Origin of the sequence: Bacillus cereus group sp. BfR-BA-01408, from assembly GCF_022663305.1 — a bacterium.
GTDB lineage: Bacteria > Bacillota > Bacilli > Bacillales > Bacillaceae_G > Bacillus_A > Bacillus_A pacificus.
Genome location: NZ_JAKUFF010000026.1, coordinates 1 through 14260, shown reverse-complemented (window position 1 = coordinate 14260; position 14260 = coordinate 1). Strand labels below are relative to the sequence as shown.

Genomic DNA, 14260 nt, shown 5'->3' with positions numbered 1-14260 from the left:
ATATTTTAATATGAGTTTTCGTAATCAAACTCCACCCAATTTTTCCAATGTGTATTAGCGTTCTTATTCACAATAACACTTGGATCTTTCTTCTCTATTGCAGCGGATACTGATTGGAAGAATTCATTTTCACTTACTTTTTCGTCTTCAACATGTTTCCATTCTTCCGTTTCATACGCTACTTCCCAATCACCTTCTAAACCGCACTCTTCTAAAATTTCTTCTTTATCCCACCATACTAATTTTCGAGCTTCATCATTAGTAGCAAGCATACGCATGAAATATGTTGGATAAGACTCTATCGTTTGTACTTCTATTCCATGATTCACATAATCTTCTTCTGTAAATTGATATTCAAAATGATGCTCGCGAATTTTGAAACTGCCGTTATAAATATCCGGTATAAAATTACCTTCATCATCAAATAATTCATAATCTCCATCATTTAATTGCAAAATTCCATCATCACCAATTGAATGGTTTATTCTATCTCCATATACTTGAATATCATTACATACACCTAATGAACCTACACCGACAACCTGAAATACCATTAACCAATCTTTATTATCTTTAAAGAAAAGAGAGAATTTCACTTGTGAAATATCCATATATTCATTATCAAAGGCAGGAAATTCATAGTTACTTTGTTTTTTATCTAATAACCTTAAAATCTCTTTTTGCACATGTATCACCTTTTCATTAATATTATCTAACGTTTACCGTGTTCTCATGTAGCTAGAAAAATTCCTCTTTCATCACTATTCGTATACTCAATCTACCTTAACAAAACTGCTTTTCCTACTTCCATCATATATAGGCCGCACACCGCTTCCATTCCTCTTACTTACGCATATATTGGAATGTTGTTTCTAATGCAGTGTATTTTATTTTTGCTGGGAGGTGTTATAAATCATGTTCGAATGTAAGAACGAACTAAGTCTTTCTAATATAGAAAACTTAAAATATAATTCCAACATTCCTATAATAGTGATAGCCTTCAATAATGTCACTTATGTAAAAAATATGTTAAAACAATTAGAAAACAAAAAGATAAAAAATGAAGATATATGGATTTGGGATAATAATTCAACCGCTCCTGCTTTGCTTGCTTTTTATGAGCAAATATCAACTAAATATAATTTAGTAAAGAATGCAGAGAACTATGGGCCACGTTTTTTTGTAATTCCCTATTTTTTCGATTTACTTCCAGATTTCTTTGCTGTAACTGATCCTGATTTATCTTTTAATGAAAAAATGCCAGATAACTTTTTAGAGTATTTAAAGCAATTAACAATTGAGCTTTCACTCTTTAAAGCCGGACTTGCTTTAGACATTATACCTACGCCTAATTTCAACTGGGACCTCATGTCAAACGAGGAATGTACAGTAACAGAATGGGAAATGCAGTATTGGCTTTTTCCTATAACTAAATACAATAACCCTAAAGTTTTCAACGCTGGGATTGATACGACTTTTGCTGTTTACAATAAAAAATTTATTAGTAACGGTTTTTATAATGCCGTAAGGGTAGCTGATAATTTTACATGTAAACATCTGCCTTGGTATAAAGACAATATAATTTCAGAAGAAGAAAAAAATATGTTAAATACTAAATGGGCTAACTGGCATGAATAAAGTGAAACTTTATTCAGTGGTTTTTCTCTTCATCCCCCACCTAACTTCTTTGCTTCCGCTGCATTTTGAGGTGGGGGTCTTACTGTCCGTTAATGCGAGATAAATAATACAGAGCTTAAATGGTGAATTGCGCTCAAATGTTCCAGTGCGTATTACAATCCTTATTCACGATAATGGTTGGATCTTTTTTCTTTATTGCAGCGGCTACTGATTGGAAGAATTCATAGTTACTTTGTTTTCTATCTAATAGTTTCAAAATATCTGTTTGCATATGTATCATCTTCATCCCAATATAAAGTGAAACTTTAATCGGTGGGGGTCTTACTGCCCATTAAAGTCGGATAAACTTTTCAATTTCACTAGAGTATAACATAGATATGCTTGCCTGTGACATTCTAACAATACTACTCAAAAATAGAAGAATGGCTTGTTTGCATACTCTAGTTATTATTAGATACAATGAAGAAAAAGTAAATCCGTGGAAAGATCCATTTGTTCGTTGGCTTTTATTGCTTTCAGCAAATGAGGATGAACACTTAACTAAAACATTGGAGGATATTGCTATGAACCGAGATCCTATTTTACAAAAAGCAATAAACAAGTGGGAACGTATGAGTCAAGATTCCTCTTTCCGACAAGCCTATGACGCAAGGGAGAAAGTTTTAATGGATGAGGCCGCAAAATTCGCCCATGCAGAGACAGAAGGTATGAAAAGGGGCATGGAAAAAGGCATGGAAAAAGGCTTAGCAAAGGGCTTAGAACAAGGTATAGAAAAAGGGCGAAAAGAAGGGGTTCAACAAGGAAAAATTCAAATGATTAAAAGTATGTATGATCTTGGTATACCACTTGAAACGATTGCTAAGGCAAGTAAATTAAGTTTGCATGAGATTGAGCATATTTTAGGATATAAATAATGATAAAAAAGCGTAAAAGAGCATAATTTACACTATGTTCTCTTACGCTTTTTTTAGTTTGAATCCATTTTTTATTTACTAACAATCCTAAAATAAGAACAAATCGTTACGTAATAATAACCAATGTAAATAACACTATACACACCGATGCTAATTAATAACGGAACTGCAATTTCATATGGAATAACTGTCGCTAATCCTTTCAGCGCAAATAAAGTGTGTAATATACCAACTACTAAAGGAATGAAGAAGTTAAATCTCATTTGTTTTGCAATTGCCTTTTTCATTTCTTTTCTCGTGACACCGAGTTTTCGAAGAACGATGTAACGCTCACGATCTGCATGTGCTTCTGTTAATTGTTTGAAGTAAATGATAGATCCTGTTGCAAGTAAAAATACAAGTCCTAAGAACATACCACTAAACATCATTAAACCTGATATTTCAATGCCTTCACGGAAAATAGTGTAGAAATCACTAAATTGTTCTTTACCTTCTGCATCTTCTTCCGGTATTACTTTCTTTAATTTCTCTGTTAATACTTTACTATTTCTTTCGTCCTTCACATCAATATTTTTCACGGTATGAGAGCCAATTGTCTTCTTTGCTAGCTCATATACTTCGTCTGGAACAACAACTAGAAGTTCATATAAGTTTGTAATGTTTTGTGCTTGTACATCTTTCACTTGTACTGGTGCTACTTCTCCAATTGGGAATGTAGCTTTTCGATTTTTATATACGCCACTATCTCTCTTACCTTCACTGTACATGCCATCAAATGCATACAACTCGTTCTTCTTTAAATCTACAGTTTCTTCATTTAAATATTTTGCGATTGTATTAAATGATGATTGTGCGATAATTTCTGTTGTTCTTGATTGTAATGAAGTTCCATCACCATATTCTCCTATTACTTTTACCGTCTCTAACTCATATTGATGAATGACTTCAGTCTTTTCTTCTTTTAAAATCTTATTTACTTTACGATCCACATGAGTATCTTTCAGTTCATATGAATAACTAACTGGTTTATATTTCTTTGCCTGTATATACGTGTTGTAATACATTGTTACAGAAGTTCCAACCGCTGTTAACGTTACTGCACTTAATACTGCAATTGTCGCTAACGATTTTGCATTTCCTTTAATGCGGTATAGTAATTGAGATGTTGTCACCATTTTCATTCCGTTATAGAATGAAGATTTTTTGTTTCGCCCTCTTTTTAATACAAAGACTGTAAAGAACATAAATAATAAATACGTTCCAAGTACTGTTGCTAATAAAATGTAAAGTGCAAGTGGCATAAAGTTATCATTGTTCGAATTTTTAATAGCCGTTACTGACAAGAAATAACCTGATCCAATTAATAATAAAGAAATGATAGCCATTATTTTAGAACCTTTCGGCATGACTTCGCCTTCGTTATCTGCACGGAATAGCTCGATTAACTTAAATTGATAAATAACGCGGTATCCTTTAAACGACGTGTATAAAATAATAAAACAAAAAATAGCTGCTGTATCTATAACCGCTCCAATTGGCACTTCAAAATGAACATTTACATGTAGCTCTAACATATTTAAAAATAACTCTAGGAACCCTTTTGAAAGTAAACTACCAATTACAATTCCGATTACTAATGATAATAAACCCATTAACATATTTTCATAAAAAAGCATTTTACCTATTTCTTTCTTTCGAATACCGAGTAAAGAATAAAGACCTATCTCTTTCTTTCGCTTTCGTGTAAAGAAACCATTGGAATATATAATAAATATCGCAGCGAAAATAATAAGCATGACACTCGCAAGTTGGAATCCTCGTCCGATGTTATCTCCGGCTTTACTTATTTGTGAATTGTATTGCAACGCCTTAAACGTAAAATAAATGACAATACTAAAAATCATAGAGGCAAAGTATATAAAATAATCCTTAAAATTTCGTTTTATATTACGAAGTGCAATGCTAGATAAGCTCATTTGTCGCACCTCCAGATATGGAAGACATCATATCCATAATTTGCTGGAAGAACTGTTTTCGTGTCATCCCTTTACGATGTAATTCTTTATATAACTTTCCATCTTTAATAAATACAACTCGTTTACAATAACTTGCCGCAAACGCATCGTGCGTTACCATTAAAATCGTCACAAAATCTTTTTCATTCAATGTCTTCATACTTTCTAATAAATCTGTCGCTGACTTTGAATCAAGCGCACCGGTTGGCTCATCTCCAAAAATCATACTTGGATTTGTTACAAGCGCTCTTGATGCTGCGCAGCGTTGTTTTTGTCCACCTGACGCTTCATACGGATACTGATTTAAAATATGATCTATTCTAAAATTTTTCGCAATCGTCTCAACGCGAGATTCTACTTCTTTCGCCTTCACCTTTGATAAAGCGAGCGGCAGAGCAATATTTTCTCGCACTGTTAACGTATCTAATAAGTTATAATCTTGAAAAATGAATCCTAAATGATTACGGCGAAATAGTGCCAATTCATCATCATTCATCTTCACAATATCTTTTCCGTCAATTAAAATCTCACCCTTTGAAGCCGTATCAATAGTAGAAAGGACATTCAAAAGCGTCGTCTTACCAGAACCAGACGGTCCCATAATCCCGACAAACTCTCCTTCTTTCACCTGCAGATGAATATCTTTCAACGCTTCAAACGTATTTCCGCCTGTATCATATATTTTCGAAATCCCTTTCGCTTCTAACATTATTTTCATCTATCTGTACCTCCTGTTATAATTCGTGATGTTCTCTTTAAGCAACAGAATTCAGTATAAATACATTTTCTTAACAAATAGTAATGGGGTTTCTTAATATTTTCTTAAAAAGAAAAATCCAAAATCAATTCTTATGATTTTGGATTTAATATAGTTAAAATATTAAATTACATTTCGAACAAAAAGGAGCAGAATTCCCTTTTCTAATTTTCGTATCACATTTTGGACAATATACATATCGTTCTTCTATTTTTTGGCGTTCTATCATATGTAAAGATACTATCCTCATACTACACATAATCCCAATTAATATAAGACTAACAATGAGTAGCATCACTCTCACTCCTCCCCTCTCTATTTTACTATAAAATAACAAACCCGATTCTCTCATCAAGAATCGGGTTTATACTTACAATCCTAACTTTACCTTCGCACCATCAGGAATTTTATCTATCGTTACTTGCACTTTATCATGTAAAAACTTCCCTCTTGTAATTACGTGCCAATACGAACCTTTCGGTAACTCATCAACCTCACTAATCGTAACTTCTTTTGACTCGCCTTTCTCATCATAGGCTTTCACTGTATACTCACGGCCTTTATTTCCGCCTAATTCTTTTCCATCATTATCAATAATTGCGTAATGATTCTCTAAATCAATAAACGGATTCATTCGATCAATTGCAGCACTCCCATTTAATAAATATGCCGCTCCTGCTACAATAACAATCATTGCTCCAAAAATAAATCTTTTCATCTATATTCCGCCTTTCATTATGTTTTTATTTATGACATTTCTAAGTATAGAGCGCATTTCTTAATAAAAACTCGTACAGTTTCTTAACTTTTTCTTAATGCAGAAGAAATTTGGCATCACATCTAGGTACATGAAATTATATCGACGATTTTTCAAATATATCGAACACAACTCAAAATATATCAACGATTTTTTCAATATATCGACTTACCGACAAAAACTGACAGTAGAGACAACAAAAGAGGCTGTCCAAAAATGTATTTTGGAACAGCCTCCTCTATTTACTAACTACTGCACTTCTTTTTACATAAAACAAACTGCCAATCAAAACGACAATTACGCCAAAATACACACCATACTCTATCGCAACTGCGACAATACTTTCAATATGTTTCCCAAATAAAGAACCTAGCATAAAGTAAACGAGTGTCCAAACAAATCCTGTCGTATAAGAATACAAAGCATACATCTTAAATGACATATTATTCATCCCAACTACATACGGTACGATATGTCTTACAACCGGTATGAAGTAACTTGTAACTAACGCATAATGACCATATTTCTCTACCATTTGTTGAGATTTCAAAAGATATTTCGCCTTTTTCTTTTTCATTAGCTTATGAAGTACTTTTGTACCAAATATTTTCCCCAATATATAACCTAAAGAAAGCCCAGATACAACACCTAAATATGTTAATAAAAACGCAGGAATGACACTTAATATCCCTAGTGATGATACAAAACCACCGCTCATTACAATCATTTCGTCTGGAATTGGCATACCGATAATACCTAACCATAAACAGAAAAATAAAGCCCAATAACCGTATTGTTCAATATAAGATAATAATTCATGTAATTCCATTATGCATATGCTCTCCTTAGCTCTTTTTTACAGCTAAAGACGTACGCTGGTGGGAAATTGAGCCACACCTTTTCTAGTGTAATTTCAGGGAAGAAATGCTGTATAAATCCTTTTTTCACAAGTGAATATTGAAAGGTAATAAATTTACCATTCTCATGTATCGATTCCATTACATTGTTTAAAATACGTTTTGAAACTTCTTCTGGTAAAGAGGTAAAAGGTAATCCCGATAAGACATAATCCACGCATTCTATATGGAACTCTTCCATATACTTCTTTATATTTTCAGCTGAACCGTGTACAACAATGACGTTCTGCTCATCTTTAAACTTTCTCTTTAACTCTTTGCAAAACACTTCATTAATTTCAATAAGAAGAAATATTGTTTCCTTCTTTTTTCTCTTCATAATCTCCTTCGTAAAAACCCCTGTACCAGGCCCTAACTCTACGATGCATTTCGCTCTATGAAAATCAATTACATCTACCATTTTTCTTGCTAATATTTTTGAACTTGGCGCAATTGCACCAGTATGTTTCGGATGTTTAATAAATTCGTGTAAGAATGTTATGAGTTGCATGTAACCATCTCCCCATTCGTTCAATAGTTTTTAACTTGTTTCTAAGTATAACTATCGTTTCTTAACAAAAATTGAGGAGATTTCTTAAGATTTTATGAAGAATAAAAAACAGCTATCGCCTATAGCGATAGCTGCTCCTTTATTACTTCGCACTCACAATCTTATAATAAGAACGAACCGTTAAGAAGTAATATCCAATATAAATAACACCGTATACTCCGATACTAATTAGAAGCGGAATCATAATTTCAAATTGTATTAGTGTTGCTAAACCTTTTAGTGCAAATAAGCTGTGCAAAATTCCAATCACTAACGGAATTGCAAAGATAAAGCTTACTTGTTTGGCGATAGCTTTTTTCATTTCTTGTTTTGTGACCCCTATTTTGTGAAGTACAACATAACGCTCACGATCAGCATTTGCTTCTGTTAATTGTTTAAAGTAAATGATAGAACCTGTTGCTAGTAAGAATACAAGACCTAAGAACATTCCAATAAACATCATTAGTCCTGTTCCTTCAAGCCCCATATGGAAACCAGTGTAGAAATCTCTAAATGATAGTACCATTTCTGATTCACCAGCTGGCATCACTTTTGTTAATTTTTCTGTTAACACTTTACTATCTTTTTCATCTTTTACATCAATATTTTTTACAACGCGTGTTCCAAATGCTTGCTTCGCTTGTTCATACATTTCATCTGAAACGACAACAACTAGTTCACCTAAGTTTGTAATTGCAGTATTATTTGCATCCTTGATTGTTAATGTCTTCGTTTCATTTCCAATTTGGAATACCGTTTTATTTCCTTTATATGTTGGACTAAACTCATGCCCTTCCATATACGAACTATCATATATAAATGCTTCACCAGCAGCTACATTCACTGTTTCTGCGTCGATTTTTTTAGCAAATTTATTAAATTCTGACTGAGACATAAACTGATATTTCTCTGAAATCCTATAGTTCATGTTAAGAATGAAATCAACTTTGTCTCCTTCAAACTTCCCTTTTACAGGAACTGTCTCAATTTCAAATTGATCTTTGATCGGGTGATTTTTCTTCTCTTCTGCAAAAATCGCATTTACTTTCTTATCAAGCTCTGCATCTTTTTTCTCATAAGAGTAACTGTAAGGTGCAACTGCTTTTGACTGTGTAAATGTGTTGTAATACATCGTAACTGATGTACCAACTGCCGTTAATGTTACCGCGCTTAAAATAGAAATTGTCGCAAGTGACTTTGCATTTCCTTTAATACGATATAGTAGCTGTGACGTCGTTACCATATTCATACCGTTATAAAACGATGATTTATTCGTTCTTGCACGTTTCAATACGAATACTGTAAAGAACATAAATAGTAAGTACGTACCTAATACTGTTGCTAGTAAAATATAAAGTGCAACTGCCATAAAGTCTGCATATTTAACTGCCTTCATGAACATTAATGCTAAGAAATAACCTGAACCGATTAAGACAACTGAAATGAATGCCATAATGACAGATCCTTTTGGCATTGCTTCTCCTTCACGTTCTGCACGGAAAAGTTCAATTAACTTAAAGCGATAAATTAAACGATATCCTTGAAGTGATGTATACAAAATAATCACAAAGAAAATAAGTGCTGTATCAATAATGGCAGCTATCGGTACTTCAAAATGAACGTTTAAGTTTAATCCCATCATACTTACTAGCAGTTCAAGGAATAATTTCGAAAGGACGCTACCAATCGCAATTCCGATAATTAAAGACATTAATCCCATTAACATATTTTCATAAAAGAGCATTTTACCGATCTGTCTTTTACGAATACCTAATAAGGAATATAATCCAACTTCTTTTTTACGTTTCCTTGTAAAGAAACCGTTTGAATATATAATGAACACCGCTACGAATATAATTAGCATGACACTGGAAACTTGGAAAGCTCCACTAATTTTTTTAGAAGCTTCCGCAGCTTTTTCCATTTGTGAATTATATTGCAGTGCTTTAAATGTAAAGTAAATAACGATACTAAAAATCATAGATGCAAAATATACAAAGTAGTCTTTAAAGTTCCGCTGTATGTTGCGGAGGGCAATGCTAGATAAGGTCATCAGCCATACCTCCGGAAATAGAAGACATTACGTCAACGACTTGTTGGAAGAACTGTTTACGCGTTAATTCACCGCGGTGCAATTCTTTATATAACTCACCATCTTTAATGAAAATAACTCGTTTACAGTAACTTGCCGCAAACGCATCGTGCGTTACCATTAAAATTGTAGAGTTGTCATATTCATTTAGCGACTTCATACTTTCAAGTAAATCTGTTGCTGATTTAGAATCAAGCGCTCCAGTCGGCTCGTCCCCGAAAATCATACTTGGATTTGTAACGATTGCACGTGATGCCGCACATCTTTGCTTCTGTCCACCAGATACTTGATATGGGAACTGACTTAAAATATGATCAATACCGAATTTCTTTGAGATTTCAAGAACGCGGCGATCAATCTCACTCGCTTTCACTTTTGATAACGCAAGAGGTAACGCAATGTTCTCTTTTACAGTTAACGTATCTAATAAGTTATAATCTTGGAAAATGAAACCTAAATGATCGCGGCGGAATAACGCTAACTTATCATCATTCATTTTCACGATATCTTTTCCATCAATTAAAATTTCACCGTTCGTCGCATTATCAATTGTAGAAAGAACGTTTAGTAAAGTTGTCTTACCAGAACCAGAAGGTCCCATAATTCCAACGAACTCACCTTCTTTTACTTGTAAGTTAATACCTTTTAACGCTGCAAATTTATTACCACCCGTGTCATACACTTTTTCAATATTTTTTGCTTCTAACACTGTTTTCATCTCGACATCCCTCATTTCATCTATTCTCTATTTTCACTATATACATTCTCTACTTTTTCCACTATCGATGTTTCTTACACAAACATGACAGTTATGTAAGACCGGTAAGCAAAGAAATCAAAATTTAACCTAATGAATCAAAGTACTTTGTTACTATAACATTGGGATATCATGCCATCCATTCATTCTCCTTACAGGAACATTACAATTTTGTAAGGTACAAAATGTACCCTACAAAGTTGTGCACGAAATGTCGGGTGGAGCTATTTCGTTCCTGCTATTCTATGTACAGAGGAGGTCATAATATGGATTCACTTAAAAATATGAATGCTGCAATGCGCTATATCGAAAACAACTTAACAAATGAAATTAATTTTAAAAAAGTTGCGAAGCTAGCTTACTGCTCGGAATATCATTTCAAAAGAATGTTTTCTTTCCTAGCTGGCATATCACTATCAGAATACATTCGTTGTAGACGTCTTACTCTCGCTGCTTTTGAACTAAAAAATAGCGATGCAAAAGTCATTGATGTCGCTATCAAATATGGATACAACTCACCAGATTCATTCTCTCGCGCCTTTCAAAACTTACACGGCATAACACCTTCAGAGGCCCGAAATAGTAGTCATTCCTTAAAAGCCTATTCACCAATGACCTTCCAATTATCCATCCAAGGAGGAAACGAAATGAACTATCGAATTGAAGAAAAAGAACCATTTCGAATTATAGGTATTACAAAACGAGTACCGATTGTATTTAACGGTGTAAATGAAGAAATTGCTTCTATGTGGAAAAGTTTAAATCCAAAGTCCATTCAAACGTTAAAGTCACTTTCAAACATGGCACCGAATGGAATCATTAGTGCTTCTACTAACTTTTCTGAAGGCAGAATGGAGGAAAAAGGCGAACTCGATCACTACATTGGAGTAGCCACAACTAAAGATTGTCCAGAGCAATTCGCGCAACTTGAAGTCGCAGCTTCAACGTGGGCTATATTTGAAGCTGTCGGCCCATTTCCTGAAACATTACAAAACGTATGGGGCCGTATTTATTCCGAATGGTTTCCTTCCTCAAACTATGAACTAGCGGAAGGACCGGAAATATTGTGGAATGAACAGAAAGATACATCCTCTCCAAACTTTAAAAGTGAAATTTGGATACCGGTTTTGAAGAAGTGATAAAAAAACAAAGCAGCTTTTCCTTGAAAGGAAAAGCTGCTTTGTTTACATTTTTAGTTCTTTTTTATAAGCAACATAAGAATATCCCATCGTTAATCCTACTGCCCCGACAATAATTCCAATGATTAGGAAACCTTTCCACGCTACGGGGGCAAAAATACTTAAAATCATAATAACCCCTAATACAACAAACACTTTTCCGCTAAAACGGTGTGTCTTTCTCCATACTTCCTCGTTACTTAATGTCCACGGTGTTTTTATACCTACAAAGTAATTTGGTTTACATTGTGGTAAATAGTTACCTATAACTATAAATAAAAGACCAACAAGAATATGCGGTGTACTATTCATTGGAATGTCATAACCTAATCCAGCTCCAATTCCAATGATATTTACTAAAAATAATAAGATCAATACACTATAATTTATTACATTATACCCCTTAGAAAACTTATCATAATTCTTATACTTCGGATCTATCTTAGGCAATACAGTCAATAAAGCATATATAAAAACCATAATTGCCACATCAAAAATCATACCTCCCATTTTAGACATATGTCCATCTACTTCACCCGAAACATTCCAGTGACTCGGAACTTCTTCTGGTAAATTCGGCCAAGCAACGCACCATGCAATAATCGTTAAAGCAATTAATAATAACGGAAATACATGTTTTCTCATTTCCCCTCTTCCCCCTTATTCGTAAACGTAAACACCCAAGTTAATAAATCTTGAAATACAGTTGTGTTTAGAGAGTACATAACGAACTGACCTTTTTTTTCATCTTGAATAAGTTCAGCATTTTTAAGTGCGTTTAAGTGGTGTGAAATACTTGGCTTTGTCATATTGAAATGTTCAGCAATCTCACCAGCGGTTAAATCACCTTCTTTTAATAAATCTAAAATTTTTCGCCTTGTTGGATCTGCTAATGCTTTAAATGCTTGATTCAATGTCTTTCTTCCCTTCACTAATTAGACATTTAGATATTTATCTAAATGTTAAAATGATTTCGGTTAATTGTCAATTATATAAGAAGCCCTTTTTACTTTCTACGCTTTTGACATATACTGTTTACTAGCTTATCTTTCAACTTAATGAAAAGACTTGAAACACATGATACACTATAGCTACAATTGTTTTTTTAGGAGGAATATACATATGTATAAAATTTTAATCGTTGAAGACGATCCAAATATTTCATCATTACTGCAATCTCATATTCAAAAGTACGGTTACGACGCTGTTGTTACTGAAAACTTTGATGATATTATGGAATCGTTTAACACAGTGAAACCACATCTTGTTTTACTTGATGTAAACTTACCGAAATTCGATGGATTCTACTGGTGCCGTCAAATACGTCATGAATCTACTTGTCCAATTATTTTCATTTCAGCACGTGCTGGTGAGATGGAACAAATTATGGCGATTGAAAGCGGTGCGGATGATTATATTACGAAACCGTTCCACTACGACGTTGTAATGGCGAAAATTAAAGGTCAATTACGCCGCATTTACGGTGATTATGCACCAAACATTTCTGAACGTATCGTTGAAGTAGAAGGATTAAAATTATTCCCTGAACGTCCAGAAATTCATTTTGGATCTGAGCAAGTTCTTTTAACGAAGAAAGAAGCTATTTTAGCAGAAATGTTATTATCTAAATTCCCTCGTACAGCGAGCCGTGAAGATTTGTTAGCTGCGCTTTGGGATGACGAGAGCTTTGTTGAAGAAAACACATTAAACGTAAACATTACGCGTCTTCGTAAAAAGTTCAATGAGCTTGGTATTGAAAATGCTATTGAAACAGTGCGCGGACTTGGGTATCGTTTTAACGCAACTTGGAGTGAATAAGCATGAAGCTATTTCTACGTGATCATTTTGCATTTTTTCTACTGTACGTATTAAACTTCGGTATCATTTTCGTTCTTTATGATGCAGTAGATGGATTTCAAAATAATAAATTTTACTTCGTCGTTTTAAGCTTATACTTATTTATTTGTTTCCTCGCTTACCGTTACGTTCGCAATCGTAGAATGTACCATAGATTAAGTGAACAACCAGAAAAAATGGAAGATGCATTTATTGAAAGAGCAACTGCTCCGATGCCTCACGGTGTAAATGAACTCGTGCGCACGCAGTATCGTCTATTCCAAAAAGAACTACAATCGTACGAAGTAAAACAGCAAGAACATCAATTATTTATTAACCACTGGGTGCATCAAATGAAGACACCCGTTTCTGTTATGCAGCTTATGGTGCTCGAAATGGAAGATGAACATTTAATTCCGAAATTCAAAAAAGAATTAGAACGATTAAATCAAGGACTCGATATGGCTTTATACATGGCAAGGTTAAATAACTTCCATGAAGACTTCCATGTTGAGACGATTTCATTAAAAGACACGGTAACAAAAAATATTAATGGATTAAAAGAACTATTCATTCGAAACGGGGTCTTCCCTGTTTTAGAAGTTCATTCTGATTTAAAGGTTGCCTCTGATGCGAAATGGCTAAAATTTATCATCTATCAGTTAATGACAAATGCTGTTCGTTACTCTGGTGAGCGCGGAAAGAAAGTATTCTTATCCGCTTACCGAAACGGAAAAGATATTATTTTAGAAGTTCGTGATGAAGGTGTTGGTATTCCGCAAGAAGATATTCGAAGAGTATTCGAACCGTTTTACACTGGGAAAAACGGTCGTACATTCGGAGAATCTACTGGTATGGGACTTTATATTG

Annotated in this window: 15 protein-coding genes and 2 pseudogenes; 5 read left to right on the top strand and 12 right to left on the bottom strand. The window is 33.9% G+C overall.

Features of this window, described 5'->3' with window-relative positions; genetic code table 11:
- Positions 1-5: 5 nt before the first annotated feature.
- Positions 6-686, bottom strand: a complete 681-nt coding sequence (locus MR083_RS13160) for a DUF7003 family protein (RefSeq protein ID WP_001168353.1) — start codon at positions 684-686, stop codon at positions 6-8.
- Between the two features lie 229 nt (positions 687-915).
- Here MR083_RS13160 and MR083_RS13155 point away from each other — a divergent pair, with 229 nt between their 5' ends.
- The gene (locus MR083_RS13155) at positions 916-1638 is read left to right on the top strand and encodes a glycosyltransferase family protein (protein WP_000461062.1); all 723 of its coding nucleotides are present in this window, start codon (positions 916-918) and stop codon (positions 1636-1638) included.
- Between the two features lie 133 nt (positions 1639-1771).
- On the opposite strand, the pseudogene MR083_RS13150 reads toward MR083_RS13155, so the two are convergent.
- Positions 1772-1882: pseudogene (locus MR083_RS13150) on the bottom strand (DUF7003 family protein); the annotation flags it as partial.
- Between the two features lie 208 nt (positions 1883-2090).
- Here MR083_RS13150 and MR083_RS13145 point away from each other — a divergent pair.
- Positions 2091-2552, top strand: a pseudogene (locus MR083_RS13145) (Rpn family recombination-promoting nuclease/putative transposase); the annotation flags it as partial.
- A gap of 71 nt (positions 2553-2623) precedes the next feature.
- Here MR083_RS13145 and MR083_RS13140 read toward each other — a convergent pair.
- The 8 genes from MR083_RS13140 to MR083_RS13105 form a co-directional block, all read right to left on the bottom strand.
- A complete protein-coding gene (locus MR083_RS13140; RefSeq protein WP_242269458.1) occupies positions 2624-4528 on the bottom strand; it encodes an ABC transporter permease in 1905 nt (634 codons plus the stop codon).
- Positions 4515-5285: an ABC transporter ATP-binding protein gene (locus MR083_RS13135; protein WP_242269457.1), complete on the bottom strand. Its 771-nt coding sequence runs from the start codon at positions 5283-5285 to the stop codon at positions 4515-4517. The genes MR083_RS13140 and MR083_RS13135 overlap by 14 nt, the downstream gene beginning before the upstream one ends.
- Positions 5286-5439: 154 nt before the next feature.
- Entirely contained in the window at positions 5440-5619 is a 180-nt protein-coding gene (locus MR083_RS13130) for a hypothetical protein (protein WP_000924675.1), read from the bottom strand.
- Positions 5620-5694: 75 nt separating this feature from the next.
- Positions 5695-6042, bottom strand: coding sequence for a YxeA family protein (locus tag MR083_RS13125; protein ID WP_016718761.1), 348 nt, complete (start codon positions 6040-6042; stop codon positions 5695-5697).
- 277 nt (positions 6043-6319) lie between these two features.
- Positions 6320-6910, bottom strand: a complete 591-nt coding sequence (locus tag MR083_RS13120; protein ID WP_073530082.1) for a DedA family protein — start codon at positions 6908-6910, stop codon at positions 6320-6322.
- Positions 6910-7488 (bottom strand): class I SAM-dependent methyltransferase, encoded by a 579-nt coding sequence (locus MR083_RS13115; RefSeq protein WP_001176075.1) that lies wholly within the window; start codon positions 7486-7488, stop codon positions 6910-6912. Before MR083_RS13115 ends, MR083_RS13120 begins: the two co-directional genes overlap by 1 nt.
- A gap of 142 nt (positions 7489-7630) precedes the next feature.
- Positions 7631-9580, bottom strand: a complete 1950-nt coding sequence (locus MR083_RS13110) for an ABC transporter permease (protein WP_000176128.1) — start codon at positions 9578-9580, stop codon at positions 7631-7633.
- Positions 9567-10337 (bottom strand): ABC transporter ATP-binding protein, encoded by a 771-nt coding sequence (locus MR083_RS13105; RefSeq protein ID WP_000859654.1) that lies wholly within the window; start codon positions 10335-10337, stop codon positions 9567-9569. The genes MR083_RS13110 and MR083_RS13105 overlap by 14 nt, the downstream gene beginning before the upstream one ends.
- A gap of 305 nt (positions 10338-10642) precedes the next feature.
- Between MR083_RS13105 and MR083_RS13100 the strand changes: the two genes are divergently transcribed.
- Positions 10643-11515 carry an AraC family transcriptional regulator gene (locus MR083_RS13100; protein WP_000377724.1) on the top strand — a complete coding sequence of 291 codons (873 nt, stop codon included), beginning with the start codon at positions 10643-10645 and terminating at the stop codon, positions 11513-11515.
- A 45-nt stretch (positions 11516-11560) separates the two neighbouring features.
- Here the strand turns inward: MR083_RS13100 and MR083_RS13095 are convergent, their stop codons facing one another.
- Both MR083_RS13095 and MR083_RS13090 read right to left on the bottom strand, forming a co-directional pair.
- Positions 11561-12199, bottom strand: coding sequence for an SdpI family protein (locus MR083_RS13095; RefSeq protein ID WP_001225597.1), 639 nt, complete (start codon positions 12197-12199; stop codon positions 11561-11563).
- Positions 12196-12468 carry an autorepressor SdpR family transcription factor gene (locus tag MR083_RS13090; RefSeq protein ID WP_001070523.1) on the bottom strand — a complete coding sequence of 91 codons (273 nt, stop codon included), beginning with the start codon at positions 12466-12468 and terminating at the stop codon, positions 12196-12198. The genes MR083_RS13095 and MR083_RS13090 overlap by 4 nt, the downstream gene beginning before the upstream one ends.
- 208 nt (positions 12469-12676) lie before the next feature.
- Between MR083_RS13090 and MR083_RS13085 the strand changes: the two genes are divergently transcribed.
- Both MR083_RS13085 and MR083_RS13080 read left to right on the top strand, forming a co-directional pair.
- Positions 12677-13372: a response regulator transcription factor gene (locus MR083_RS13085; protein WP_000276733.1), complete on the top strand. Its 696-nt coding sequence runs from the start codon at positions 12677-12679 to the stop codon at positions 13370-13372.
- Between the two features lie 2 nt (positions 13373-13374).
- A partial coding sequence (locus MR083_RS13080) for a sensor histidine kinase (RefSeq protein ID WP_242269456.1) occupies positions 13375-14260 on the top strand: 886 nt, incomplete at its 3' end.

Excerpts from the sequence above, each read along its gene's own strand:
- MR083_RS13140 (WP_242269458.1), bottom strand. The coding sequence starts at position 4,528 with ATGAGCTTATCTAGCATTGCACTTCGTAATATAAAACGAAATTTTAAG.
- MR083_RS13120 (WP_073530082.1), bottom strand. The coding sequence starts at position 6,910 with ATGGAATTACATGAATTATTATCTTATATTGAACAATACGGTTATTGG.
- MR083_RS13125 (WP_016718761.1), bottom strand. The coding sequence starts at position 6,042 with ATGAAAAGATTTATTTTTGGAGCAATGATTGTTATTGTAGCAGGAGCG.
- MR083_RS13105 (WP_000859654.1), bottom strand. The coding sequence starts at position 10,337 with ATGAAAACAGTGTTAGAAGCAAAAAATATTGAAAAAGTGTATGACACG.
- MR083_RS13085 (WP_000276733.1), top strand. The coding sequence starts at position 12,677 with ATGTATAAAATTTTAATCGTTGAAGACGATCCAAATATTTCATCATTA.
- MR083_RS13100 (WP_000377724.1), top strand. The coding sequence starts at position 10,643 with ATGGATTCACTTAAAAATATGAATGCTGCAATGCGCTATATCGAAAAC.
- MR083_RS13110 (WP_000176128.1), bottom strand. The coding sequence starts at position 9,580 with ATGACCTTATCTAGCATTGCCCTCCGCAACATACAGCGGAACTTTAAA.
- MR083_RS13095 (WP_001225597.1), bottom strand. The coding sequence starts at position 12,199 with ATGAGAAAACATGTATTTCCGTTATTATTAATTGCTTTAACGATTATT.
- MR083_RS13130 (WP_000924675.1), bottom strand. The coding sequence starts at position 5,619 with ATGCTACTCATTGTTAGTCTTATATTAATTGGGATTATGTGTAGTATG.
- MR083_RS13115 (WP_001176075.1), bottom strand. The coding sequence starts at position 7,488 with ATGCAACTCATAACATTCTTACACGAATTTATTAAACATCCGAAACAT.
- MR083_RS13135 (WP_242269457.1), bottom strand. The coding sequence starts at position 5,285 with ATGAAAATAATGTTAGAAGCGAAAGGGATTTCGAAAATATATGATACA.
- MR083_RS13155 (WP_000461062.1), top strand. The coding sequence starts at position 916 with ATGTTCGAATGTAAGAACGAACTAAGTCTTTCTAATATAGAAAACTTA.